Annotated in this window: 35 protein-coding genes and 1 pseudogene; 4 read left to right on the forward strand and 32 right to left on the reverse strand. The window is 22.5% G+C overall.

Features of this window, described 5'->3' with window-relative positions; genetic code table 4:
• The 9 genes from SCITRI_RS03150 to SCITRI_RS03190 form a co-directional block, all read right to left on the reverse strand.
• Entirely contained in the window at positions 1–1,548 is a 1,548-nt protein-coding gene (locus SCITRI_RS03150) for a phage tail tape measure protein (protein ID WP_071937184.1), read from the reverse strand.
• Between the two features lie 187 nt (positions 1,549–1,735).
• Positions 1,736–2,068: a hypothetical protein gene (locus tag SCITRI_RS03155; RefSeq protein ID WP_071937185.1), complete on the reverse strand. Its 333-nt coding sequence runs from the start codon at positions 2,066–2,068 to the stop codon at positions 1,736–1,738.
• Positions 2,061–2,648, reverse strand: a complete 588-nt coding sequence (locus SCITRI_RS03160; protein ID WP_071937186.1) for a major tail protein — start codon at positions 2,646–2,648, stop codon at positions 2,061–2,063. Before SCITRI_RS03160 ends, SCITRI_RS03155 begins: the two co-directional genes overlap by 8 nt.
• Positions 2,649–2,663: 15 nt before the next feature.
• Positions 2,664–3,041 (reverse strand): hypothetical protein, encoded by a 378-nt coding sequence (locus tag SCITRI_RS03165; protein WP_071937187.1) that lies wholly within the window; start codon positions 3,039–3,041, stop codon positions 2,664–2,666.
• A gap of 5 nt (positions 3,042–3,046) precedes the next feature.
• A complete protein-coding gene (locus tag SCITRI_RS03170; RefSeq protein ID WP_071937188.1) occupies positions 3,047–3,445 on the reverse strand; it encodes an HK97 gp10 family phage protein in 399 nt (132 codons plus the stop codon).
• A 10-nt stretch (positions 3,446–3,455) separates the two neighbouring features.
• Positions 3,456–3,782, reverse strand: a complete 327-nt coding sequence (locus SCITRI_RS03175; protein WP_071937189.1) for a hypothetical protein — start codon at positions 3,780–3,782, stop codon at positions 3,456–3,458.
• Positions 3,772–4,140 (reverse strand): phage head-tail connector protein, encoded by a 369-nt coding sequence (locus tag SCITRI_RS03180; protein WP_071937190.1) that lies wholly within the window; start codon positions 4,138–4,140, stop codon positions 3,772–3,774. The genes SCITRI_RS03175 and SCITRI_RS03180 overlap by 11 nt, the downstream gene beginning before the upstream one ends.
• A gap of 23 nt (positions 4,141–4,163) precedes the next feature.
• Complete coding sequence (locus SCITRI_RS03185; protein WP_164028179.1) at positions 4,164–5,942, reverse strand: phage major capsid protein; 1,779 nt, start codon at positions 5,940–5,942, stop codon at positions 4,164–4,166.
• Positions 5,917–7,119 carry a phage portal protein gene (locus SCITRI_RS03190; RefSeq protein ID WP_071937192.1) on the reverse strand — a complete coding sequence of 401 codons (1,203 nt, stop codon included), beginning with the start codon at positions 7,117–7,119 and terminating at the stop codon, positions 5,917–5,919. Before SCITRI_RS03190 ends, SCITRI_RS03185 begins: the two co-directional genes overlap by 26 nt.
• A 171-nt stretch (positions 7,120–7,290) precedes the next feature.
• On the opposite strand from SCITRI_RS03190, the gene SCITRI_RS03195 reads away from it, so the two are divergent.
• Both SCITRI_RS03195 and SCITRI_RS03200 read left to right on the forward strand, forming a co-directional pair.
• Positions 7,291–7,782 (forward strand): Panacea domain-containing protein, encoded by a 492-nt coding sequence (locus tag SCITRI_RS03195; protein ID WP_071937193.1) that lies wholly within the window; start codon positions 7,291–7,293, stop codon positions 7,780–7,782.
• On the forward strand, positions 7,763–8,155 hold the full coding sequence (locus SCITRI_RS03200; RefSeq protein WP_071937194.1) for a hypothetical protein: 393 nt from the start codon (positions 7,763–7,765) through the stop codon (positions 8,153–8,155). The genes SCITRI_RS03195 and SCITRI_RS03200 overlap by 20 nt, the downstream gene beginning before the upstream one ends.
• Before the next feature lie 99 nt (positions 8,156–8,254).
• On the opposite strand, the gene SCITRI_RS03205 is transcribed toward SCITRI_RS03200, so the two are convergent.
• The 23 genes and pseudogenes from SCITRI_RS03205 to SCITRI_RS03305 all read right to left on the reverse strand — a co-directional run bounded on the left by SCITRI_RS03205 (position 8,255) and on the right by SCITRI_RS03305 (position 22,563).
• A complete protein-coding gene (locus SCITRI_RS03205) occupies positions 8,255–9,958 on the reverse strand; it encodes a terminase large subunit (RefSeq protein WP_071937195.1) in 1,704 nt (567 codons plus the stop codon).
• A 2-nt stretch (positions 9,959–9,960) separates the two neighbouring features.
• Positions 9,961–10,464: a hypothetical protein gene (locus tag SCITRI_RS03210; RefSeq protein ID WP_071937196.1), complete on the reverse strand. Its 504-nt coding sequence runs from the start codon at positions 10,462–10,464 to the stop codon at positions 9,961–9,963.
• A gap of 268 nt (positions 10,465–10,732) precedes the next feature.
• Complete coding sequence (locus SCITRI_RS03215; RefSeq protein ID WP_071937197.1) at positions 10,733–13,189, reverse strand: HsdM family class I SAM-dependent methyltransferase; 2,457 nt, start codon at positions 13,187–13,189, stop codon at positions 10,733–10,735.
• Positions 13,190–13,406: 217 nt separating this feature from the next.
• Entirely contained in the window at positions 13,407–13,784 is a 378-nt protein-coding gene (locus SCITRI_RS03220; protein ID WP_164023979.1) for an HNH endonuclease, read from the reverse strand.
• Complete coding sequence (locus SCITRI_RS03225; protein ID WP_071937199.1) at positions 13,765–14,619, reverse strand: recombinase RecT; 855 nt, start codon at positions 14,617–14,619, stop codon at positions 13,765–13,767. The genes SCITRI_RS03220 and SCITRI_RS03225 overlap by 20 nt, the downstream gene beginning before the upstream one ends.
• Positions 14,620–14,738: 119 nt before the next feature.
• The gene (locus tag SCITRI_RS03230) at positions 14,739–14,981 is read right to left on the reverse strand and encodes a hypothetical protein (RefSeq protein WP_071937200.1); all 243 of its coding nucleotides are present in this window, start codon (positions 14,979–14,981) and stop codon (positions 14,739–14,741) included.
• Positions 14,972–15,406, reverse strand: a complete 435-nt coding sequence (locus SCITRI_RS03235) for a single-stranded DNA-binding protein (RefSeq protein WP_053391425.1) — start codon at positions 15,404–15,406, stop codon at positions 14,972–14,974. Before SCITRI_RS03235 ends, SCITRI_RS03230 begins: the two co-directional genes overlap by 10 nt.
• Before the next feature lie 90 nt (positions 15,407–15,496).
• Entirely contained in the window at positions 15,497–16,216 is a 720-nt protein-coding gene (locus SCITRI_RS03240) for a PD-(D/E)XK nuclease family protein (RefSeq protein WP_071937201.1), read from the reverse strand.
• A gap of 5 nt (positions 16,217–16,221) precedes the next feature.
• The gene (locus SCITRI_RS03245) at positions 16,222–16,899 is read right to left on the reverse strand and encodes a hypothetical protein (RefSeq protein WP_053391427.1); all 678 of its coding nucleotides are present in this window, start codon (positions 16,897–16,899) and stop codon (positions 16,222–16,224) included.
• Positions 16,899–17,309: a hypothetical protein gene (locus tag SCITRI_RS03250; protein WP_071937202.1), complete on the reverse strand. Its 411-nt coding sequence runs from the start codon at positions 17,307–17,309 to the stop codon at positions 16,899–16,901. Before SCITRI_RS03250 ends, SCITRI_RS03245 begins: the two co-directional genes overlap by 1 nt.
• On the reverse strand, positions 17,309–17,515 hold the full coding sequence (locus tag SCITRI_RS03255; protein ID WP_071937203.1) for a hypothetical protein: 207 nt from the start codon (positions 17,513–17,515) through the stop codon (positions 17,309–17,311). The genes SCITRI_RS03250 and SCITRI_RS03255 overlap by 1 nt, the downstream gene beginning before the upstream one ends.
• Positions 17,515–17,898, reverse strand: coding sequence for a pentapeptide repeat-containing protein (locus SCITRI_RS03260; RefSeq protein WP_071937204.1), 384 nt, complete (start codon positions 17,896–17,898; stop codon positions 17,515–17,517). The genes SCITRI_RS03255 and SCITRI_RS03260 overlap by 1 nt, the downstream gene beginning before the upstream one ends.
• A 1-nt stretch (position 17,899) precedes the next feature.
• The gene (locus tag SCITRI_RS09875; RefSeq protein WP_157092848.1) at positions 17,900–18,037 is read right to left on the reverse strand and encodes a hypothetical protein; all 138 of its coding nucleotides are present in this window, start codon (positions 18,035–18,037) and stop codon (positions 17,900–17,902) included.
• 1 nt (position 18,038) lies between these two features.
• The gene (locus tag SCITRI_RS03265) at positions 18,039–18,296 is read right to left on the reverse strand and encodes a hypothetical protein (RefSeq protein ID WP_053391429.1); all 258 of its coding nucleotides are present in this window, start codon (positions 18,294–18,296) and stop codon (positions 18,039–18,041) included.
• Position 18,297: 1 nt separating this feature from the next.
• A complete protein-coding gene (locus SCITRI_RS03270) occupies positions 18,298–18,477 on the reverse strand; it encodes a hypothetical protein (protein ID WP_071937205.1) in 180 nt (59 codons plus the stop codon).
• Positions 18,478–18,490: 13 nt separating this feature from the next.
• Positions 18,491–18,670 (reverse strand): hypothetical protein, encoded by a 180-nt coding sequence (locus SCITRI_RS03275; RefSeq protein WP_071891731.1) that lies wholly within the window; start codon positions 18,668–18,670, stop codon positions 18,491–18,493.
• A gap of 135 nt (positions 18,671–18,805) precedes the next feature.
• Positions 18,806–19,345, reverse strand: a complete 540-nt coding sequence (locus tag SCITRI_RS10505; RefSeq protein ID WP_071937206.1) for a hypothetical protein — start codon at positions 19,343–19,345, stop codon at positions 18,806–18,808.
• Positions 19,314–19,547, reverse strand: coding sequence for a hypothetical protein (locus tag SCITRI_RS03285; RefSeq protein ID WP_071937207.1), 234 nt, complete (start codon positions 19,545–19,547; stop codon positions 19,314–19,316). The genes SCITRI_RS10505 and SCITRI_RS03285 overlap by 32 nt, the downstream gene beginning before the upstream one ends.
• Before the next feature lie 18 nt (positions 19,548–19,565).
• Positions 19,566–20,309 carry a DNA-methyltransferase gene (locus SCITRI_RS03290; RefSeq protein WP_147077617.1) on the reverse strand — a complete coding sequence of 248 codons (744 nt, stop codon included), beginning with the start codon at positions 20,307–20,309 and terminating at the stop codon, positions 19,566–19,568.
• A gap of 153 nt (positions 20,310–20,462) precedes the next feature.
• Positions 20,463–20,902 (reverse strand): annotated as a pseudogene (locus SCITRI_RS03295) (DUF3627 domain-containing protein).
• A complete protein-coding gene (locus tag SCITRI_RS10510) occupies positions 20,880–21,044 on the reverse strand; it encodes a hypothetical protein (RefSeq protein WP_167693716.1) in 165 nt (54 codons plus the stop codon). The pseudogene SCITRI_RS03295 and the gene SCITRI_RS10510 overlap by 23 nt, the downstream one beginning before the upstream one ends.
• 326 nt (positions 21,045–21,370) lie before the next feature.
• Positions 21,371–21,616, reverse strand: coding sequence for a hypothetical protein (locus SCITRI_RS03300; protein WP_071937151.1), 246 nt, complete (start codon positions 21,614–21,616; stop codon positions 21,371–21,373).
• A 476-nt stretch (positions 21,617–22,092) separates the two neighbouring features.
• A complete protein-coding gene (locus tag SCITRI_RS03305) occupies positions 22,093–22,563 on the reverse strand; it encodes a hypothetical protein (RefSeq protein WP_071937209.1) in 471 nt (156 codons plus the stop codon).
• 174 nt (positions 22,564–22,737) lie between these two features.
• Between SCITRI_RS03305 and oppB the strand changes: the two genes are divergently transcribed.
• Positions 22,738–23,982, forward strand: a complete 1,245-nt coding sequence (gene oppB / locus SCITRI_RS03310) for an oligopeptide ABC transporter permease OppB (RefSeq protein ID WP_071937210.1) — start codon at positions 22,738–22,740, stop codon at positions 23,980–23,982.
• Positions 23,983–23,998: 16 nt separating this feature from the next.
• A complete protein-coding gene (gene oppC, locus SCITRI_RS03315; RefSeq protein WP_071937211.1) occupies positions 23,999–24,988 on the forward strand; it encodes an oligopeptide ABC transporter permease OppC in 990 nt (329 codons plus the stop codon).
• Positions 24,989–25,007: the final 19 nt, after the last annotated feature.

Below are 25,007 nucleotides of genomic sequence, written 5' to 3' on the forward strand. Positions count from 1 at the left end.
CTATACTCTATTATTTCATTGCCCTATATATTCGAGTATTTTTTCAGCTCGTTCTTTATCATTTTCTCCTTCAATAATAATTGTTGGTTTAAATTCATTTTTATTTTCAATTTTATTATAGTTATTAGTTTGGTTTTCTTGGTTAATGTTTTGTGGTGGTTTATTAAATTTATTATATAATCATACCCCGCCAGCAGCTAAGGCAGACAAACTAACTAAAACACCATAAAGAATTGGGTGCTTTGCCATTCCTAATAAAAGTGTTTTTAATGAACTAATAACATTTATTATTTTTCCAATTGTGTAAACAACAGCTCCCAAACTTGCTGATATTCCTAAAATAATAAAAATAGTTTTTTTGGTTGTATCATTAAACATATTAAAAAAATTTGTTATTCCTTTAATAATTGGTATTAAACTGACTTCTAAAAAAGAAACCAAAGACTCAAACACGGGTAATAGGGCGGATGCTAAATTCATTTTTGTAATATTAACAACATGTTTAAATTCATTTCATTTTTTGTTTAATAGTGTTGTTTTCTCAACATTTTCATTTGAAACAATGCCTAAATCTTTAATGTTGCTTGTCATTTTTTTAATTTCTTCATCTGATAAGGCAAGCATTGGAATAAGGTTTTTTCCTAACTTAGAACCAAAAACATCCATTATTAAATTATTTTTTTCAGTTTCATCACTTATTTGTTCTAATGATTTTTTTAATTCTAAAAAAATAGTTCCCGTATCTTTTAAAGAACCCTCATTATTTTTAATATTAATTCCTAATTTATTAAAAGCTTCTGTTGTTTCATTTGATATTCCATAAGAAATAGCACTAATACCTTGTCGTAATTTTTTAAAACTCTTTTCTAATTCTTCGCTAGTAATTCCAGTTCTTTTTGCAATATAACGAAATATTTGTAAGTTTTCTGCTGTGATACCGATTTCTTTTGATGTTTTTTTAAGCTCACCAGCATATTTGGCGGTATCAACAGTTATTTTTGTTAAAATTCCTTTGATTGCTAAAATGGGTATTGTAATATGTGTGCTTAATTTTTTTCCGATTTCTTGACACTTTGTTCCAAATTCTTCAAATTTTTTAAAGGGAATATTTTTTATTTCTTGGGCGGTATTTTTTAATTTTTCATTAAAGTTGTTTAAACTGCGATTAGATGCATCAATATTTATTTTTGTATATTCATATTCTTTATTTAATTTATTTTGTTTTTGTATTAATTTTTCTCTTTCGGCAGTATCGTTTGTTTTTGATAATGCTTCTTGTGTTTCTAAAATGGTTTTATTTAATTGATTATATTTTTCAATTAAAAGTTCTTTTTTTTCTGAAATATTATCAATGATATTTTTATATTCATTAAATTTTTCATTTAAAATATCAATTTCATCACCGTTTTTAAATTTTAAATTATTATCAAAATTTTTTAATTTAGATCCTGATAGTTTTATGTTATCGGCTATTTTTTTAAAATTGTTATTTAATTCTAAAACATTACTATCAAGAGTTATGCTCATTCCTTTAATTTCTTTTGCCATAATTAACTATTCCTTTAAAAAAATTTATTAATATCTTGTTGTGTTGCTAATCTTTTGTTTTGATTATTATAAATTTCTATAATTTCTATTAATGTTTTTAATTTAATATATTTGCTGTCTATAATTGAAAACCCTAAATGACTAAGTCATAGTAATAAGTTAGGAGTAAATTTATTAAATTTATAATCTACTTTTTTGTTAATTCGCCGTATTCCTGTAAATTTTTGTCATTAACACTAGCACCTACAAATTCCATTATTAAGTTATTAATTTCATTAACATTTTCGGTAATTTCTTTAAATGTAATTTTTTGACAAAATTCCTTAAAATCTTTAAATTGATTTTCATCAGCTGCTTTTGTAAAAGAAAATAATAATTTTAAAATAAATGAAAATTCATATTTGTCTTTTTCTAATTTATTTAACAATTCTCCGTATGAACCAAATAAATCCTCATAAATAATTAATGCATAAGTGCTTATATTAACTTTTAATTTTAAACTTTCTAAATATCTATTCATTTTCGTTTTTTTCTTCTTTTTCTAATTTTGGAACTTGAGAAAAGTAGTTATTATAATTATTTTCATTAGCTTTTTTTGTTGTTTTAATTTTAATAACATTATCTTCAATTCGTGGTAAGGCGTTTAATTCAAAAGTATAAGTATCTGGGTTTACATTTTCGGTTTGAGTATTATGAGTTTGGTTGGGGCGTTTTAAATTAACTCTTAAAAGCCAAATTCTTTTTTCTTCTAAATCACCCTTGATTTCAAACCCCAAAGCAATTTCACTCTTTAAACTAGTTGATTTTTCAATATAATTTCCATTTTTATCTTTTTCAATTCCTAAAATTTCTTGTTCAAAATCATCAGATGGTTTTGCTATTGTTAAACTACCACTATAGCCTTGAAAAGAATGTGAAATATAGTATGGTTTATTATCAGCATAAAAGGTATTAGTGTTTTCACTAACATTTAAACTTAAATTTACTGCTCCTAATATTTTTTGTGGGATTGCATATTCTGTTTTGTTTGTTGTTTGATTGTATTTTAATTTTGCATAATGAACATTTTCTAGTCCAAATTCAATAATGTTGTTATTCATTTGTATTTTCTCCTTTTATCTTTTTAGCAACAAAAATATTTCATAAATTACAATATATAAATTTTGTTCGTATAAATAAAACTCTTGTGCTAATTGATAATTTATTTTTTTATTTATTAATTCATTTTCTAGTTTTTCAATTTCATTAAAATTAATTTCATTTTTAAAATTAAAGCAAATTTGGAATGTTTGTCTTATAAAATTATTAATATTATCTGATGAAAAAAAGGTATTATCATTAATTCTATAAAAAGTTATATTATTTTCAATGTTATTGAAATTATCTTCATTAAAATTAAAAAATGTATATTTAATCTTTTTAGTTGGATAAAGTTTTTTTAATAATTCAATAATTAAATTAATATTTTGCTCTCTTTTATTATTAATAATCATCTTAACTAATATTTTAAAATAGTTTCTATTTTTTTAATATATTCATCAATATACTTATTATAAGCATTTCGTAAAAATGGGCGAGGATTAATTTTTTCATTATTTCAATGATTAATATATCCATATTCTAATAAGTGGATTATTTGATATTGTTTAGTGGCATAAATTACACCAATTATTTTATCTTTGGTTAATTTTATTTTAAAAACAAAATAATCTTTTAAATGTCTTCTTTTTGTTAAATGTTTATTGCTAATAGGGCAAGTAATTTTAATTTCTGCCAATATTTTTTCACCTACATTTTTAATTTCTGCTTTTATTTGTTCTTGGATATCATAAGTATATTGTTGGATTGAGTCTGCAACAAAATCAAATATATCAACTACTGAATTACTTTTTTTCATTTTTAACACCTTATCTTAAACTTAAAAATAGTTCTAAAAATCCATCTTGTCTGTCATAAGTTCTAATAATTTCATATTCTTGTCAATTATTTTGATATTTATAATCAATTAAAATAAATTTTTCATTATCATACATATATTTATCTATAAGTAATTTTATTTCTAATTTTATGCCCGCCATTCTAGCGGTGTAAAAATCATTAGCATAAATTGATTTAATATCACAAAATACTTGTTTTTTATTTTTAGTTATTTTTTTATGACTTAATGGATTTTCGTCATCTTCTTTATCAATTAGAAAAGCATAATCATTTAATAAAATTAAATTATCTTTCAATTTTATTTTTTTCTAGTTTTTTAATATCTTTTAATTTCTTTTTTAATTCTGTGAGTTCTTTTTCTAATTGATATATCGTTGTTTGCGGATAATTAGCATATTTATACATTAATTGTTGAATATTATAGTTAAGAATAGTATAAAATTTTTCTCCAATTAATTCACGCCCTAAATTTTCCTTAACATAAATAGAAATAATATTTTTTATTTGTTCATCATTTGCTTCCTCAATAATTTTAAAAGGAAGACCTGAATTTATTAAAATATTTTTTGATGATTGAATTAAAGTTTTTATTTCTTCATCAAATAAATTATGCTGAATTCGTAAACTTAATTTAACAAAATTTAATAAGTCCATATTGATCCTCCTTTATTTTTAAATTACTCAGGTTGGAAATTTACAAAAGCATTTTTTTCAACAACTTTCCCATCTAAAATGGCTGCTCCCACATAAGTATGTAAAAGTTTTTTAATTCCGATATGTTCAGAATATCTTAGAGTTAAAGGCTCTTGGAAATTTACATAATAAGTGTTTAATTTTCCAAAAGAAATGCAATTATTTTTATTTGTTTTAGAAAATGTAGGATATGTGTCTGTTAAAACAACATCATAACCTAAGATTTTATTAGTAACTCCATCTGAACTTATATTGTGGTTTCAAATAGGGCGATCATTTTTATCTTTAATATTTTGAATAGTTCAGAATGTTTCGTTATTCATTACAAATTTAGCACCATTTGAATATCCTAATTTTAATGATTTAATCATTTCAATAATAGCATCGTAATTTAATTCTTTAATTTTTACACTTTTAATGCTTGTATCTGATAATATTCCAGTTGGTTGACCTTTTCCAGTTCCAGTAGCAAGTGATTGTTCAATGCCCTCTTTAATTCTGTTTGTAATTACTCTAATTACAAAAGCTTCAAAATCTTCAATTGTCATAAATCTTGTAGTTTCTGAAAATTCAAGCGAAGTGGCAATAATGTGACCATCAAATTTAATACTATCTGATCCTGTACTTCCTTTTATTTCTTCACCCTCTGTGACAAATTTAGCTGCTGTTGAATCTTTTTCATACGCAATATCTAATTTTCCTCGGTGTTCTAAAATAGTTACTTCATTAATTAAATTAGAAGTTAATTTAATTTCATTTAAGATGTTTTTTCATATTGTAGTAGGTACAAGCGGACTCGCATCTTCATTTCCAGTTGGATTTGTTCCAACTTGTAAAAATTTTGCTTCTTGTGGTGTTAATTGTTGTCTTTGCATATTTTTTAATCATGCATTTTTATATTCTCTTGTATCTAAAATATCTTTTTGATTATAGATAGTTTTAATTTCCATTTGTTCTGTTCCCCTTAATGTTTGTAAAATTGTGCTATTTCCGTTTTCAATATTTTTAATATTTTTTTCTAAATATTCATTTCTTATTTTTTGAGTTTCTGTAATTTCTTCATTTAATTTTTTAATTGCAGTTAATAACTCTTTTTGTTCTTGTAATTCTTTATTAGATAAATTATTTTTCTTTAATTCCATATTTTCTAATTGTTCTTTTTTTTCTTCTAATTCATTATTGGAATCAATAATTTTGTCATTTAATTCTTTTAAATTTACTTTTTCCATATTTTTTTCTCCTTTGATATTTTTAATTTCTTGTATTTCACTCTGTGGATTTGCTCCTAATGGAACCAAAGAAATTTCGTCAACTTCAATTTGTTTTAAATAACGAACAACTTGCCCGTTTATTTCTGTTGGTTCTGATTTTAAAATACGATATCCTATACTTAACTGCATTGGTCTATTATCTTTTTGCATTTGTTTAGCAATTTCGTAAGTTTCTTTTCCATAATTAGTATTAGTATATATTTTAATTTTTGCCCATAATCCGTCTTTGCGGTTTTCTAAATCTGCAACACCCAAAATTTTTTCGTGATTATGAGATAAAAACACCGGCACAGTTTTACCATTTTTTAAATCATTTTCAAAACTTTTGTAGTCAGTAATGTCATTGTGATAATCAACTACATCATATTTATTTGCTATTCCGATAATTTCGTTTGTATTAAATTTATCTTCTTTTATTTTTTTTATATTAAAATCAATTTTTTTAGTAATTTCATTATTAATAATTTTATTGTTGTCCATTGTTTTCTCCATTTTTTTCATCATCTACTTTTCCATAATTTCAATTTAAAAAGGTATCTCCTCCCTCATAAGGATCTAAACCAAATAATAATTTTCTTATTTCATTTGGGTTTATTGCACCAAGTTCAACACCTTTTAAACTATTTGATAAGTTTAATATTATTAATCTACTATCTAATACAAACTCGAAATATTGCCCTAATTCTAATTCTTTTTTAGTAAAAATTTTAAAGGTAAATTCTTTTTCTAATTGTCTTAAAACTGGATGAATTACAGTAGATAAGTAACTTAAAAATTGTTCTGAATTATAAGTTCCTTTAACAATCTCAGGTGCTATATTAAAAAATTTATAAATTAAATTTTCAGAATATTCATTTTGTTCTTTACTAAATTTTGATATATTACTATCAATTTTTTTAAAATCTTGTCCATAAGATAAATACGCAACTCTTTTATTACTAAAATTGGTATTTTTAAAATTAATATCTTCAACTGGTAAAACTGGCAACATTTGGGATCTCTCTTGGTTAAACTGCGTAGGAGCACCAGTTGGCCCCAGTGGCATATTTGTGGTAATTATCCCCATTAAAGAATTTGTTTCTTTAAAATTGTTAATAATAGAGTTTGTCATTTCTTCTAATATTCTTTTACTTGGTTCAAGCGAATTATTAGGATTATCCCCTAAGAAATTTTTATTATAAAATTTCCGTAGATGAATTATTTGAGAATACGGTAATATCTCAAATGCATTATTATTTTGATAAAATCTTATAAATAATTCATCATCCTTAGACAATAATTCAATAGTGCTGTATTCGATTGGAATTAAAGAAATGATTTTATCATTAATATCTTTTTCTATTTTAATAAAAACATTCCCTTGCAAAAATAAATTAGTAATTATCTTATAATAAAAATCATAACTACTCATTAAATTGTTTGGTCTCAAATTTAATAAATAATCAAAATTAGATTTTTTTATTTTTTCATTTTGGCGATATGTATTAACTGATACTTGTGCTATATCAGTAGCAATCCGATTAATTGTGCTTTTAATTACATCAATTTGATAATTATTCTGAAAATTAGTAAAAAAGTCTTTTCATTCAAACTTAACAATATCAACTTGAGAATTTTTAGGCGTTTTATTTACATTATTATTATCTTTATTTTTTTTATATCAAAACATAATCACCAGCCTTAACAATAATAATTAACCCCATCATTTATTGTCGTCGTGATGATACCGTCATTAAAAATATTTGTCAAATAAAAAAACAATTTATAAACAAGTAATAAAGGTGTTTACAAATAATTATATTTTTATATAATTTAACTAATAAGGGAAGGGCGGATTATTATGAATTTAGAAAATTTAAAAGGACTATGTAAAGAAATTATTAAATTTTATGAAGAAGAACAAAAAAATGAAAATATATTAGAAGAAGATATTGAAAAAATTAGTAATTTAAGAATTCAAAAACTATTGTTTTTTATATATGGTTTTTATTGAAAAGAAAAAAAAGAAGAAATTATTCCAATTGTATTTGAAGCATGACAACATGGCCCTGTTATAAAAGAATTATATAATTTTATAATTAATAATTTAGATAACTCAAATATGAAAAGAAATAATGAAATAGATTTTAAATGATTTAAAGATGCTAAAACTCCTAAATATGATAAAAATTTGCTTAATAAAATATTAAAATATCTTAGTCAATTTTCTACTATTAGATTAGTAAATGCTTCTCATAAAACTGAACCTTGATTGTTTACTGAAAATTCAAATGTTATTGATAATAAAGAAATTAAGAAATGGTTTGAAAAAGATGTACCAACAATTAAATAAAACAGACGAATTATCAAATTATGACAATAAGTATATTTTATTTAATTTTAGATTTACTTTAATTGAAACAAAATTAGATACTAGCGATTATAAAAAAATATTTAATAAAATTATTAGTTATTACTCTAAAATTACAGTTAGACAATTTGATAGTTCGGTTAATGTTGAATATAATGAAAAAATAATAAAAAGGCAAAAAGAAAAAAATAATAAATTTATAGACTATATAAAAAATAACTACAATTTAGATTTAAAGCGTACTTTTGATATTTATAGAAGTGGTTGCGGAAAACGAGCAGATGGTTTATTAATAAAAAATATTTTTTATTTATTAGAAATTACAAATCATAATCAAAGAGAGGGAAAAAAATAGTATATAATATAATTATAGGTGGGCCGTATGGACTTGTCCGCTATCGGTAAGAGCATTGTTTGTTTCCCCACCTAAAAAAGAGATTTAATAATCTCTTTTTTATTTTTGAGAATATATTTTATATAATTCAATATAAATTCGGTCTTTATTATCGCGAAAGATTTTATAAGCAAATAAAAGGGAGATAAAACCATCAATCCTTTTGTTTTTTGATCTTTTAATTGGCATCATATTTTCTTTTTCTTCATCAATAAGAACATCAACATTATTAAAGTGTAATTTTAATAATGGGTTTTGATTAAAAACAAATTTATTGTCATCAAATTCTAATTTAAGGGCTTTTATAATTGGACTAATTGTTCTTACTCCAAATCTAATTAAATTATTTATAAGATAAAATCCTGCATTATCTAAATGTTGTTTTAAAAGATATGAGTTAAAAGTATCATATCCTATACCATAACAAATTAAATTATATTTTTTCATTATATTTATAATATAATTAACAATTTCACTAATGTTAATTTCTTCTCCTTTGCATAATGTTAATATTCCTTGTTCTTGGTAAAGTTTATATGGTATTTTATCTTCTGTTGTTTTTTCAATTATTCTTGCTTCTGGCATAAAAAATTGTGATAATAATATAAATTCATTTGTGTCTAAATTTGGGATTAAAAATACAACTGCACTTAGATCGTTTGTTTTTGATAAATCAATTCCAATAGTACAAATTCTATTTTTTATTAAGTATTCATCGGTATTAATAATTTTATTATTTTTAGTTTCTAAATCTAATCGACTAAAAAGGGCACTATCTAAATTGCTTTTTAAATTACAATGTTTAATTAAAAAATTTGGTTGTTGAGTTGGTGTAATTAATGCTTCTTGTCATTCGGCTTTAAAATTATCAATATATTTAGAAATACCCAAATTTGGATTAGCTTTATAAAGATTGTTAAAATTTTTTCATTCATTTCTTTCATCAAGTTCATAAATTCAAGGTAAAAATTTATTATCTTTTATTGTGTTTTCTAAAACTTTCTCAGCATAAGAATATCTTTCATCGAAAATATTTTCTCTAATAGATCCATTGGTTGTTATTAATAACATTAAATAATCTTTTCTTTTTGCGGTTGCTGTTCGCATAACATCATAAATGTCACGCTTTTCCATCATTGCTACTTCATCTAAAACAACAAAATAGGGGCTTAAACCATCTAATGTTTTTGTTTCTGATGATAGTGGTTGAAAAAAAGAATTATTATGTATAAACTCTATTTTATCTCGCTTAACTTTTAAAATTTTATTTAAGTTAGGATTAATAAAAATCATTCGTCGCATTTCTTCATAAACTCTTTTTGCTTGATCTCGTTTGGTTGCAATAGAATAAAGTTCGGCATTTGCTTCATTATCTAAAATTAAACTTTTTAAAGCGATTGCAGAAGCAAGGGCGGTTTTTCCATTTCCTCTTCCGACAATTAAGAGTGCTTCTTTAAATCTTCTTAAATTTGTTTTTTTATCATAAAAACCATATAATGCTTCTAAAAATGCTTTTTGCCATAATTCTAATTTAAAATTTTGTTTATTATATTCTCCAGTTGTATGAAAGCAAGATTTTTCAATAAAGCTAATTGTTTTATTTGCTTCTTTGTGATTAAAATAATAATCTTTATTTGATTTTAATTCTTTTACTAATGTGGAAACAATTTTTTTAATTTTTATTCCAACTTTATTTTTATTGGAGTTTTTATTTATTCATTCATAATATAGTTCTAAATTTGTTTTTTCATTATTTGCTTGCATTCTTATTTTTCCTCTGAATTATCATATAAATTATTAAAATTAAAAGTATCGGAATTATCTTTTTGATTAGCTATTTTTATTCATTGTTCTATTATTTCATATCCAGCTTTATAATCTTTATATGCTTGTCCATAAGAAATTAAAGCGGGGTGTCTTACTTCTTTTGGTTTTCCACGATTATTATCGGTTTCAGAAAATAATTTACCATCATTAATTAAGGTTTGGATTTCATTATTAATGTTATTTAAAGTTAATTTAAGGGTACAAAATTCTTCTAAAAAATCAAGTTTAATAATATCTAAAATAACATTTTTTTCTTTTAAAAATCGTTTATATTTATTTATTAATTTTTCTTTATCTTTTTCTCAATTTAAAAGGTTTTTTTGTTGGTTTAAGTTATTGTTTTCTTTTGTTAAAATGCTTTCATTTTTTGTCAAAAAAGGGGCATTTTTTGTTAAATTTTGGCTATTTTTTGCTTGTTTTTTGCTATTTTTTAACTTATTCATTTATAAAAACTCCTTTATTTACGGGGTTTTTTATTATTTTTAGTATAAAAGTGCGGTTTTTTTCAAAATTAAAAAAAGTGTACACGGAACCCCACCATCACGGAACCCAAAAAGTCCTTATTTTAAAGGACTTATAGGGGGGTATATAAGTAAAATAAAATTAATATTTATATAACTAATTACACTGTGATGATACCGTCATTAAAATTATTTGTCAAATAAAAATAAAGAAAATTAATTGTTGTTTAAATAAATTAACTATATTTTTTTAAATATTTTTATATTCATCTAAAATAATTTTAATTTTTTTAAATATAGGATTATTAATCATAATTTTTTTAATTAAATTTCAATCTATTTCATTTTCTAAATTAACAGGTAAAAATAATTTTAATGTTCCAGTTTTAAACTCATCTTCACTTATAGAATAACCAAAATATCTATTTTTATGTTCTAAACTCATTGAAAATGCAATAAAAATTTTATGTTCTAAATTTAATTTTTTATCTATAACATCAAAAACTTTGCATGTACTAGCAACTATAAATTTATACGGATGAAAGAAAGCTAAGCCTGCACCTCCATCTCCTTGAGTATTTCATGTAAATAAATTTTTTAAAACAGATTCATTATATATGTTTCTAGTATTATTTAATCTACATCCGTTTTTAGAATTTGAAGCCGCCACATATGATATATTTCCTTTAATATCAAGATATTTTTCAATTCTAAGTGCCTTATTAATATTTTTTTTAATTTCCAAAAATTTATTAGCTGGATTTTCTTTTATATTTAATTGTTGTATATATTTTTTTAAATTATATTTTTTTAACTCATCATTTATATTAAAAAGATAGTTATATATTTCATATTTATTTTCATATTTATTTTTATTAATTAACTCTAATAATAAATTAAATAAATAGTCATTTAAATTTAAAAAATCATCAGAAGATATTTTATTATAAAAATTAAAATTTCAAGTATCATATTCAGAAACATTTTTTACAAGAATTGCAGTATTCAATATTTCTTTTTTATTTTTATAATTATCAAGAAAATTACTTTTTATTTGTGTTCACTTTTTAATTCCATCATATCTACCATGCTTCTTGCTAGATATAAAACCATCATCTTTTAAATCATAAAAATATGTTCCTGTATAATTTTCTGAATTTGGTCGACCAATATCAACAACCATTATTGAAGTTTTAACTTGAGCTCCTGAAGAACTTTTATTTTGAAATATATTATTAGGCATATTAATAACTGAAATTAAAGAATTATTTTTTAAAAATTCTCTTTTAAATTCTATATTTCCTTTAAAAATAGAAGTAGAAACTATTATAATAGCTTTTTCAGTTGCTAAAGTTAATGATTTATTTATAAATTTTCACATTTCATTTTGTGATAAATATGGAGGATTCATTATAACTTTTTTGGGATTTTCAAAAAAATCATTTTTATTAAATTTAAAAATTCCTGAATTTTTTGGTTCTGGATTATCATCATCTACATAAATATTAGTTTTTCCATCATCATTAATCAACATATTAACTAATGTTAAAAAAAACATTTCCTTAGAAATTTCTATTCCATAAATTTTTTTCCGTTTTATTATTTCTATTTCATCATTATTTTTTGCCATTGAAATTAATTTATTCATAGAATTTACTAAAAAAATACCCGTACCACATGCAGGATCAATTATAGAATCATCTTTTTTTAGTTCAGCTAAATCAATCATCAAGTTAACAATGTGTTTGGGAGTTAAAACTTGACCTAAGATTTTACCATCTCCAGATGTATATCTTAATAAAACTCTATACATATCACCAGAAAAATCATGATTATAAGATTCTTTTTTCATTTTATTAATAATTGGCATTAATTTTTTATCAATATTATCTATAATTTTTTTTCAAATTTCATTATTTATTGAGTATGATTCTATTAAATTACAAAATCTATCAATAATGCCAATATTTTTATCTCTTTTATTTTCAGGTAAAACACTTAACATTTTTGTTTTTATTGATTCTATTAGTAGTTTACTTATATTACTTATATTAGTTTTATGTTTTTCAATATCTGTTGTAATTTGTTTAAAATGTATTAAAGAAAATATTATAGCTCCCGTAATAATAGGCCTTTTTTCTACAGAAATTTTACTATTATCCATTAATTTGTTTAAATTAGATAAAACATTGCTAAGACCATCAATTTTTTCTTCAACCAAATCATCAGCAATAATATTTTGATAATCAAATTCATTTAATATTCTTTGTGATGGAAGAACTTCAAAATTTAAACTATCTTTTTTTGAATAAAACTGATCAATTATATAATCATCTACAGAACCCGAAGCTGCAATTCCAAATACATCATATTCTTTAAAAAATTTCATGTAATGTAAAACTCCATCAACAGAAAAAGATTTAGGATCTTTTATTTTTCCAACCGAATTAGATGTGTGTTTTTTTATATCATTTTTAATTTCGCCTAAAATTAATAATTTTGTTTCTGGATTAAAATATATCAAATCTGGCCTTCCAATAGAAGAAAAAGAAGAATTTTTTGATGCTATAGATAATTTTTGATTTATTTCGTCAAAATCTGACTTAATAACATTTCAATTATATTTATATAAACTTGATTTTTTCATATCATTAACAATATTAAACAAATGATTATGTAAATAAAATTCTAATTCTTTTTTTTTCATAAAAACCTTTCTTTTAAATTAATTTTTATAATTATATCCTAATTATATTCTATTATTATTATATTTATAATTATTTTTTCACTTCCTTTGTTAATTTTTCTTTTCTGTTTTAAGCATTTTTATAAAAATCTTTTTTAATACATCAATCACAATGCTATTACCAGCTTGTTTATAAAGTTGTGTTTCTGAAACAATTTTGCTTGCTTTATTGAAGTCTTTATTCTTCTTTATCTATTATTTTTACTTTGCCAGTTTTTTCGTCAATTATGACATTATCGCGATATCCTTTTTCGGTTTTGTGTTCTTTATTGTGGCATTTCATACATAATAGTTCTAAATTTTTTCATGCAAAAAGTTTATCAATGTTTCAATTAATAAAATCTTGATCGGTAATATATTCTTTGTGGTGAACAATAACGCCATTAACTATATATCCTTTTTGATAACATCGTTCACATATTCCCATTTTGCTATTAAAATAATCGTTTCTTATTTTTACTCATTTTTTATTGCGATAAAATTTATGTCTAATTGGACGATTTTTATCATAATCTTTTCAATTATTTTTCATTTTCTTAATCAGAAAACATTTCATCAACAGTTTTAGCAATTTCTTCATCATCATTTATTTCATTAATGCTAAATTCTTGTTCTAAATTTAGATTTAATTCATCTTTTTTGTTATTTAATTCAATAACATTCTTATCTTCTTTATTTTTTATGTTAGGATTATCACTAAACTCTTTGCTGTTATTAATAATTATTGCTTGATCATGTTGATAGGCTTCTTGCATTTCAACTGACATAATACCTCATTTTCTTAAAAGTTGGGTTAATACTGTTTTAAGTGCCATCCCCTCATAACTTCCAGCCGTAAATTTTCCGTAAGTTTGATAATTCTTAGAATATGTTTTAAAATGATTTTCGCATTTTTCTTTACTTCAATATAAAGTTTTTTTATAACCATTTAGTAGTTTAAAAAATGCAACATATCCGATTTTTTCTTTTTTTGTTCGTTCATTTTCGTTGGTTATTCATTTAAAATTGTATTCTTGTTCTAATTCATCAAAATTTAATAATTCACCTTGTTTTACTTCTATTGCGTTTATTGTTAAATATTTTCCTGTTCGGATTGCTAACTGAATATAACCCTTATAACCAATTTGCAACTGTCCTTTTCCATTATATGGAACAATATAGGCATATCCTAAGTTAGGGTCTAACGGTAAATCTAATAACATTGCTTTTACACAAGCAGATAAAACACTCATTAAATTTATTTTTTCTTTATCAAATAAATTGGGATTATTATTATAAATTGCTAAGATATTTTTACGAAATAAATTAATTTCTTTCTGATTTGTTAATTTTTCATTAATTCAATTATTAACTTTTGAATTATTTAATATTAATTCAATTTTATTATTCATTTTATTTTTTCTCCTTTTTTATTTTTCACAAATAACACGAATAGCAATTATATTTATGTAATTTTGTAAAAAAGAATAATTTTATATTTTTACATTTTAAAAAATGATTACGATATTTATTACATTTTTTCATTATATTTTTTTCTTTCTAAAATTAGATCTAACTTATCATCTTTACAAATAACTAAGTTATTTTCCCCATAATTTTTTTTAAAATATTCTCATTCCCAAGTTGAATTAATATTGACATCTTCAACATCAATACCAGTTATATATTCACCAAAATAAGTTTTACATGGTCGTTTACCTTTTTCAGAACGATAACATAAAATATATTTATTAGTTTCCATATTTAATCTCATAAAATAGCATCATCATTATTTTCAAATGATTTATTTGATTCTATTTCTTCTAAACGAATATTTCTTGTTGCTGATTGGGTCTGATTTATTTTTGTGGGTGTTATGGGAGGTGTACTATTTTTTAAATTATTATTAGTTTGTAAAAATTGACAACTATAAACTCTTACTGTTCACTGTATTTTATTTTCTTTGTCTTTAAAAGACTGTAAAATACCTGTAATTGCAATTTGACTACCTTTTTGACAATATTGTTGTAATACACTTGCTTGTTTATTTCAAACTTGACAAGGAATAAAATCAGTTTCTTTTTGAGTTGAATGTGGTCTTGTTACTGCTAATTGAAACATGGCATATTCTTTACCACTTTGTGTTCTTTTAATTTCAATATCTTTTGTTGTTCTACCAATGGCAATAAATTGATTCATACTAATATTCCTTTCTAGTGTTTTGGTTTTTTATTTTCTTTGTTGCATTTAAAGCAATAACCTCAATATTTTAATTTGGGACAATATTTTTTAATTTTCATAGTTTCTTTTCTCCTTATTAGAATTATTTTTTAAAAATGTATGCATTATTTCTTGTCATTCTAACTTTAATTTATTGGTAATATTGAAACGATTTATATTAACACCATTTTCGTTAATTATTCAAATTTCACCAATATTACTAGTAAAAATATTATTTTTTTCAAGTAAATAATTATATGCTGTAATTTGTATTTTTGCTTTATTAATTTTTTCAGCATTAAAGTATTTTCAAGTTTTAAAATCAACAACAATAGCTTTGTTATTTTCATAATAAATTAAATCGGGAGTCCCACACACTTTTCCGTCGGATAAAGGTGTTTCAAACATAATAATTGATTTAATAAAATCGTTTTTTATTCTATTAAAAAAATTATAGAATAACTCAATTATTTTTAAACTTTCTTTTATTGTTGATATTTTTTTACTATTTTTAATAATTGTTTTATAATCTTTTCTATTTTCTGTTTGGAAAATTGCATCATATAAAATCCGTGAAATAAACTCATGAATAATTTTTCCTCTTTCTGTTGCTTTTTTAAAAAGTTCATTATTTTTCATTAATTTATCATATTGAATTTCAGTATTATTAAAATAACTAATAATAGCGGTAATGCTGGGGAAAATAATATTATCTATAAAATAAGAATGGTTATCTTTTTCAAAATTTACATTATATTTTAATTTAATATTATTACTAATAAATTGCATTATCTTTAAAAATGATGTTTCTTTTCATATAATATTTCTAAACCATTAATATTTGGAATTTCATTATTATTTTCTTTAATTGCTTTTTTAATCGCTTCTTCATCAATAGTTTTAATAATAAATTTTTCTGGCACTTTTTCAATATCAATAATATTTATTTTTAAATCTCATCTTGTTTTTAAACCTTTAACTTTTATGTCTTCTTTATTCAAAATTTCAGAAATTAAATTATTTTCTTTATTATTATTTAATTCTTTTAATTGATTTTCAGCCGCATTCATTCAATTAATTTGTTTAGTCAATATTTCAATTTGAATAACATCTGTTTCTAATTTTTCAAAAGATTTAGTAATGTATCTATACAAACTATCAATTATTTTAAGTTCTGATCGATTATTAACAATTGGAGTTATTATTTTTTTAATTGTAGATTTTAATAATATTTTTAATTCAGTACCATAATCTGCATCACTTTTGTTATTAACTTGAAAATTGTTAATATTTTTAATTAAATTATTCAAATTTTTTAAATCATTATCAATATTTTTTAAAAATAGTAAATTATTTGCCACACATTTTTTTAATGTTGAGATAATAAATTCATCTTTATTTTTAAAATCATCTAAATCTTTATTTGTTTTAATAATTTGATTTATTTGATTTTCGCTTTTTATTACATCCATTATTTTTCCTCCTTACTAGGTAATTTGTCATATTTAGAATTATCTTTTAAAATTAGAATATACTTTGATAATTGTTCTTCTGTTGGTTCTTCTTCATCTTCAACTATACATTGGTCTCAATGTCCGTGATAACTACAATAATATTGAGCATCAAAATCTTCTTTATATAATATTTGTTGTTTTAATTCAGCAAGTTCTTTTTTAAGTGCATTATTTTCTGTTTTAAGTGCATCATCTTTATATTTGACATTATTATCTTTTTCTTTTCATTCAGGGTCTTTTGAATATTTAAAATCAAAGCACGGATGACATACTACAGCACCTTTATTGGTTGATTTTTCAGTAATAATATGTCATTCAGAATAAATATCATGTTTATCAAAACAACCATAACATGTAAAAACTCCCATTATTTATCCTCCTCAATTTCCTTAATTATTAATAAATTATTTAGTTCACTTGTATTTGAAAAATTAAAATATAATTCTGATAATGTTAATATGTCAATAGAATTATCTTTTCAATAACATTTATATTTTTTATTTTTACATTTATTTCAATTTACACCAATAAATGTTAATCAAGCATTTTTATAATTAATTTCATTTTCTAACATTATTCATTCTCCTCAATAACAGTTAATTGGTCTAATTGTTCTTTTGTAATTCTAGCACCTAATAAACAAGCATTTTTTAAATTAGTACCTACTAAACAAGCATTTTCTAAATTAGCACTTCGTAAATTAGCATATTCTAAATTAGCATATTCTAAATCAGCACATCATAAATTAGCACTTCGTAAATTAGCATATTCTAAATTAGCATTTTTTAAATTAGTCTCTTCTAAATCAGCAGATTGTAAATCAGCAGATTGTAAAACAGCACATCGTAAATTAGCACCAGATAAATATAATACTTCTTCTTCTAAATATTTAATGATTTTATTTTTTTCAACATCAATTCCTGTTAAATCTTTTATCATATCTTGTATTGTTTTCATTTTATAATTCCTCCAAATTCTTTTCTGCAATTAAAGTATCAATATAGTCATAAGCACTTTCTTCTGAGTGACATTCTTCTAATGCTTCATTAAATAAATCTTCTTTTGTGTAAACTTTGCCATCTTCATCTTTTCACACATTATTTATTTTCCTTTAATATAAGTTCCAAGAATTCCAGTTCCTTTTTTCTATTTTTAATGTAATTATTTATTGATACAGTATTATCTCTTTCATCTATTGTGAATAAGTGTTCCATTTTTTTATTAAAAATCTTAATTGCATTATATCCACTATATATTCCAGTTCCACGGGAAATTTTATAGCAGTATTTATCATCTAATTTATTAATAATTTCTTTTTGAAATTCTGATAATTGTACATTTCTAATTTCTTTCATATTATTTATCTCCTTGTCATTTAATATTTTTATCTTCTAAATCAATAATGGTTGTTAATCAACAATCATGTTTCATTTCAACATTAGCAGTAATTTTTGCTTCTTCTAATGTATAAAATGATTTAGTTAAAATATCATTTGAAAAATCACTTTTCATAATTAATAAGTATTTTTTAGTCATAATTTAATTCCTCCTAATTCTTTTTATTTACACTTAAATTTTCTAATTGATAAGTTTGTAATCAGTGTTCTTCACATAATATAATTTGTTTTTTATAACCTAAATTTCACTCTAATTTATCATTACTTTTTTCAATATAACTATTTCCACAATAAGCATTTTTATTATTACAATTAATTCTTTGACATTTCATATAGTAATTCCTCCTAATTCTTTCTAGTATTTAATGCTCAATGTTCATCAGTAATATCTTCAAATGACACTGGATAACTTCTAAGCATTAATTCATGTATTTTGTTAATAGTTTTTTTATTTAACTTTTTCATTTTTATCTCCTTAAATTTCCTTGGTTAATTTTTTTTATTATTTTGATACTTAATAAATAAAAAAATGGTAAGCATATTGTGTTTACAATTAACACTCCAATTATTATTTGTTCTATATTTAAAACACCAAGATTTAATCAAAAAAGTATAAAATCAATTGGAAAGTAAATTATTAAATTTATGAATAAAAGTAAGATAATTTTTGAAAAATTATGACATTTTATTAAATAAATAATTCTTAATAAAATTGCAAATAAACCTGTGCCAATATTTCAACATAATGATCCTAGAGTAAAACCTCATAATGATAAATCAACTAATAAATGACCAACAAAACCAATAAATAAACATCAATATCAATTTAAAATAAAAGTACTAATAAAAACTGGAATTAAAAATAATGGAATTGATGTTCTTAAAATGATTTGTATTCGCATTACTTGTGATAATACAACCATCATCGCAATTAAAACTGCTATATAATTTATGTTTTTAATTAATAAAAAATAATTATTGTTTTTGCATTTTTTTATATTTAACATAACTAAGTCCTAATTTTTTAGCTTGCCGTTTATCTTTTTGTTTTTGTTTATATTCTTCATCAATTAAATTAATATTATTTAATAATTCTGTTTTTTGTAAGTCAGACAAACCACAATTAGATAATGCAATTAAATAAAGTTTTTGTTTTTCTTGTTCTAATTCTATTTTTTCTAATTTAGCCAAAATTGAAGCAATATTCATTTTTTTATTTCCTTTCTATTAAAATTCAAATTTAAACTGAATATTTTTTAATCTTTTTTTAATTATTTTGTAATATTCATTATTTATTTCGCAGCCCATTCACTTTCGTTTTAATTGTTCACAAGCATAAGCTGTTGTACCACTACCTAGAAAACAATCTAAAATTACATCATTTTCTTTACTATATTTACTAATTAATCGATTAAATATATATAATGGTTTTTCTGTTGGGTGCCCTGTTATTTTTTTTCCGATTGAATAATTAAAAATTGTTTTTTTACTTTCATAATCATTTTTATAATTCGGAATTCGATGTTTTTTAGAATAAATCATCATACAATATTCTTTATCTTGGAAAATATGATTATTAGTTGGCATTGGATTTGTTTTGTTCCAAAGGATAAAATCATAAAGCATATCTTTTTTACAAACTCAATCTAAATAATCTATAATTTGTTGTCTATTCATTCAAATTAACATAAATTTATTTTTTGAAACTCGATAAAACTCATCTAAATAAGAATTTATATCAAATGAATTATGCAAATTATTATCATAAATAGCATTAATATATTTGTTTATGCTTTTACCGATTCTGTCGGTAGTATTGCTTTTTTCATTTATATGTTCATTTTTTCTTTTTGGTAAATTATATAAATAGGGTGGATCAGTTAATATTAAATCAACACTATCATTTTCTAAACTTTTAATAAAAGTTAATGCATCACCATTTATTAATTTTCCTAAATTTGTTTTAAACATTTTTTTCACCCTTTGCCTTTCACGTCACTTTAAAGGTAATCGCAGGCACTATACTATTGTGTTTTAAAATATGCAGTGAGCTTTCTATGTTATGTCTATTTAATATATAATCTTAAAACTTTGTATATTATTTAAAACTTTTTTGGGAATATTTTAATTTAAACTTTTTAAGCCTTTAATTAATTGTTCTTTTTTTCAACACTTAAATTTGTGAAATTATTTTTATTTGTTTTTACTTTTTTAGGTTCACTTGAAAATAATGCTTTTTTCATATTAGTAGAGTAATTTTGTTTATATTGATTATATAAATTAATTAATTCCGTTCCAGTTAAACTCTTTCAAATATTACGCTTTAAATTTTCATCATATTTTACAATAGAATAATAATTATCATAAATCAAACCGATTGCTACTTGTTCCGAATGTTTTTCACTCGGATAAATAAACTTATTACTCAATCAAAAACCAATATGACGATTATGATTAGGTAAATTTATAAATGAAGCTTTATCTGTTCTAAAAACTATAAATTCTCTTCGAATAAAATAATTTTCTACGTTAATATTCTTCTTATAACTTGGTTTCTGATACATTACTCAAATCAACTCGCTTTCGGTTACACTGCATTGAACAAACATTTAACTTAAAATACAAACTACCAACAATTTTTTTATTCAAAATAGAATGACAAATTTGACATTTACGTTTTAAAAAAAATATTCAAATTCCTAACATAATTAATCACACTCCTTTTTTTAATAAACATTGTTATATTTAATGTTTATCTATTGTTTATTTAATGTTTATATATTGTTTATCTATAGTTTATTTATTGTTTAATAAACATTGTTATATTTAATGTTTATCTATTGTTTATTTAATGTTTAATAAACATTGTTAATAAACATTGTAAGCATTATTAAAAATATAAAATAGTAAAAATTGGCACACTGAAAAATACTATTAACAAGTTTAATAAAAGAAATATAAAATTAAAATTAATAAATCAAATAACATAACTAGTGTGCCATAGATGAGTTATTCATCTTGTTATATTAGAATTATTTAATTTTACTAAAAAAGATTTTTAAATACCCAGTTTTTCAATCAGAATCTATCCTTGAATTTTCCAAATTATTATAAAGTCAAATTTTTTCTTTGTTTATATACTTAATTTGATTTAATAAAACTTTGTGATTTTGACAAGTTCATAAAATTTTATTTGTTTCAAATTCTTCGGTGATAAATGATGATAATTTATAACAATTAATAACATCACATATTTTTTGTTGTTTAATAATTTTCATTTTTATAAATCAAATTTAATATTGACTATAATAAATATCTTCAAATCATTCTGTTTTTTCGCGATGTTTAACTTTATGAATTCGCTTTGGCATTCCGCACTTACTGCATCTAATCATAATATTGATTTTTTCCATTTTTAGTTTCTCCAATCTAATATTTAACGATTGATTTATTAATATAACTAAGTGAAACAAAACAAGGACAACACCTTTACTAAGTAGATATATGGATTATTTAATAATTTCTTAATTTAATATGGTTTTTTTCAGAAAGGAAACAACTTTTTTATTATTTTAAAATTATAAATATTTAAAGATGCTGTCCTTGTTTTGAATCAATTAGTTATTTTAGGTTTTTTCAAATAAAAAAACCATTTTAGTAAATGGTTTAATTATTCTTATTTAATTTCTTTATATTTTTATACCCTACTTTTTTTTATACGACCAAGACAATAGTAAATAGTTATAAAAACTAATTAAATAGTAAAAAAGATAATTAGGGAAGAAATTAATAATATTCCAGCAATAATTAATAATATTTTTCGATTTTTTTTAATTATTGCTTCTTCATCAGTTAAAGTAGATTGGTAACGACGACAATGATCATTAAAGTAAGCTGTGGCTTGCTTATTTTTATATCATCCTAAAATTAATCAGATTAATAAAATTAAAACAAAGAAGCTAACAACAATTCATTCTGTTTTTTTAATATTTTTAAAGGCAAAAATTCCTAATAAAAAACTAATTCCAAGTAAAATTGCACTAGTTAAAATAGCAATTAAATAATGATATCAAGTAATTTTTTTTAGTTTTTGATAAGTTTCTAATTTTATTGTTTGATTATGGTATGTTTCCTCAACAATTTCTTTAACTTCTTTTTCATGAATTTCTTTTTCTTCTTGTTTTAATCGATGTAATTCTTTAAAAATATTTTTCTTTTTTGCCATCATTGCCCTCACATTAATATTTTTTAAATTTATTATTAAATTATATTGTATTTTTTCAAAAAGTAAAATATAATTACATAGTATAAAATTATATTTTGTATCAAGTACATTATTTAATAAAAAGTTGATAAAAGGGACACTTTATTTTTCCTTAAAACTAGGGAGGGAAAAAATATGAAAAATATTAAAAAAGATAAAGATATTTCTAAAAATAATTTTGATATTAGCAAAGAATATGATAACAAGTTTATTAATGTTGATTTAAATTATCAGCAAACAAATAAACGAACATCACTTTTTACTGAAATGAAATATAAAATGGCAATTATTAATCATCATCGTCGGGAATTTTTTGATCGTTTTCCATTAATAGGTTATTCATTAAAAAGAATCTTTTTTGCAATTATTACTTTGTTGTTAGCAATTTGTGTAATTTTTATTTTATTACGGTTAGTAACTCCCGATGATATTTATATTAAAGATATTGATATTGATAAATTAAATATTTTGTCAGGTACACCAGAATATAATGCTTTGCTTGAACAAAAAATGAAAATTTTTGGGGTATATGGTTCAATTTGAAGTCAATTAGGAACATATTTGCTAAATATTATGCCTTTTATTAAAAAAACAATAATTGTTAATAGCGCTTTTGATCCAATAACTGGTGAGTTAGTTGGTGAAAAAGTTACAACATGATTTTATTTAGGAGTTGTTTTTTCAACAGCAGTAGCACAGCCAGGAGAATTAGTATCAGATATCTTTGCACGAGCAATTCCATATTCATTTGGTTTTGGGTCAGTCGCTGTTTTGTTAGCTTATTTAATTGGTGTGCCGTTAGGAATAATTGCTGCAAAAAATAAAGAACGTGGTGTTGATAATACCATTAATGCTGGTTCAATTATCTTTTTAGCAATTCCACCAGTTGTTTTAGTTGTAGGGATTTATTTAATTTCAATTAATTTTTTTTATGCTCATGGTTTATTTAGCTCGGGAACTTTTGATACTAAGTTTTGACCAGTTTTTGCAATTTTCTTAATGATAGCACCACCAATTGTCATTAATACAAGACGATATGTTATTGATGAAATGACAGCCGATTATACTAAGTTTGCACTATCAAAAGGAATGACTAATCGTTATATTTTCTATATTCATATTTTCCGTAATGCGGGGATTCGAATTTTTCGGTTATTACCAGCAGCTTTTGTAACAACAATTTTTGGAGCAAGTATTTTTGCTGAACAAAATTGAGCAATTCCAGGGATGAGTAAATTTATTGTGTCGGGAGTTGGAAACAAGGATTCTTTTGTTGTTATGGGATATATTTTATTAACAGCAACGGCTGGAATTGCTACTAGTTTAATATCGGATATTATGATGGCGATATTAGACCCACGAGTAAAATTAACAAAATAAAGAGAGGAGCAAGGTGATGCGAAGAGTTACAGATGAAGAGTTACTTGATTTTCAAAGTTATGATATCAATAATTTAGATCCAAGTTTATTTGAAATTGTTGGGCCACAACTAGAAGAGAATGAACGAATTTCAACGAAATCATATCGTTATTGAAAAGTAGTTGGTCAAATTTTAATTGCTAAAAAAACATTTATTGTTTGTTTATTATTATTACTTGCAATTGTCTTATTAACAGCAATTGTTCCAATTTGTAAAATCGCGAATCCGTTACCTGCTGATTTACCAATTCCTAATTATCAACAACCTTTAGCTCCAAATGCAACTTATTTATTTGGACTGGGAATGAATGGTGAGAATTATTGAGATAAAATTTGAATTGGAATGCGAACTACCTTGTTATTTACATTAATAATTGCCTTAATTCAAATTTTAATTGGGGTTATTGTTGGTTCAATTTGAGGGTTTTATAAAAAATTTGATATTTTATTTATTGAAATTACACGATTTCTAAATTTAGTACCAACATTAATTTTATGATTAATTATTATTTTTGCTTTAGGTAAAACAATGCCAGTCATCATTTTTGCCGTATCACTTACTAGTTGAATTACTTTGGCAGAGGTTATTCGGGTACAAATTATTTTAGTCCGAAATACAGAATATAATCTTGCTTCAAAAATGTTAGGAACATCAGGATCAAAAATTGTGACAAAAAATATTATGCCACGAATTTTACCATTAATTATTCAAACAGCATCTTTTGCTGTTCCAATGGCTATTGCAATTGATTCAACATTAAATTACTTTAACTTTGGTTTTGTACAAGGACGTGAAAATACGACATTAGGATTTATTTTAAATGAAGTATTAGCATCTAGTAAGTGACAAGATTATCCACATTTATTAATTATTCCTATTTGTTTTATTGCTGGAACATCGGTTTTATTCTTCTTATTTGGAAAAGTATTTGCTGATTCATTAGATCCCAAAAACCATTATAAATAAAAATGACATATTAAAGGAG

Origin of the sequence: Spiroplasma citri (assembly GCF_001886855.1) — a bacterium.
Classification (GTDB): Bacteria; Bacillota_I; Bacilli_A; order Mycoplasmatales; family Mycoplasmataceae; genus Spiroplasma; species Spiroplasma citri.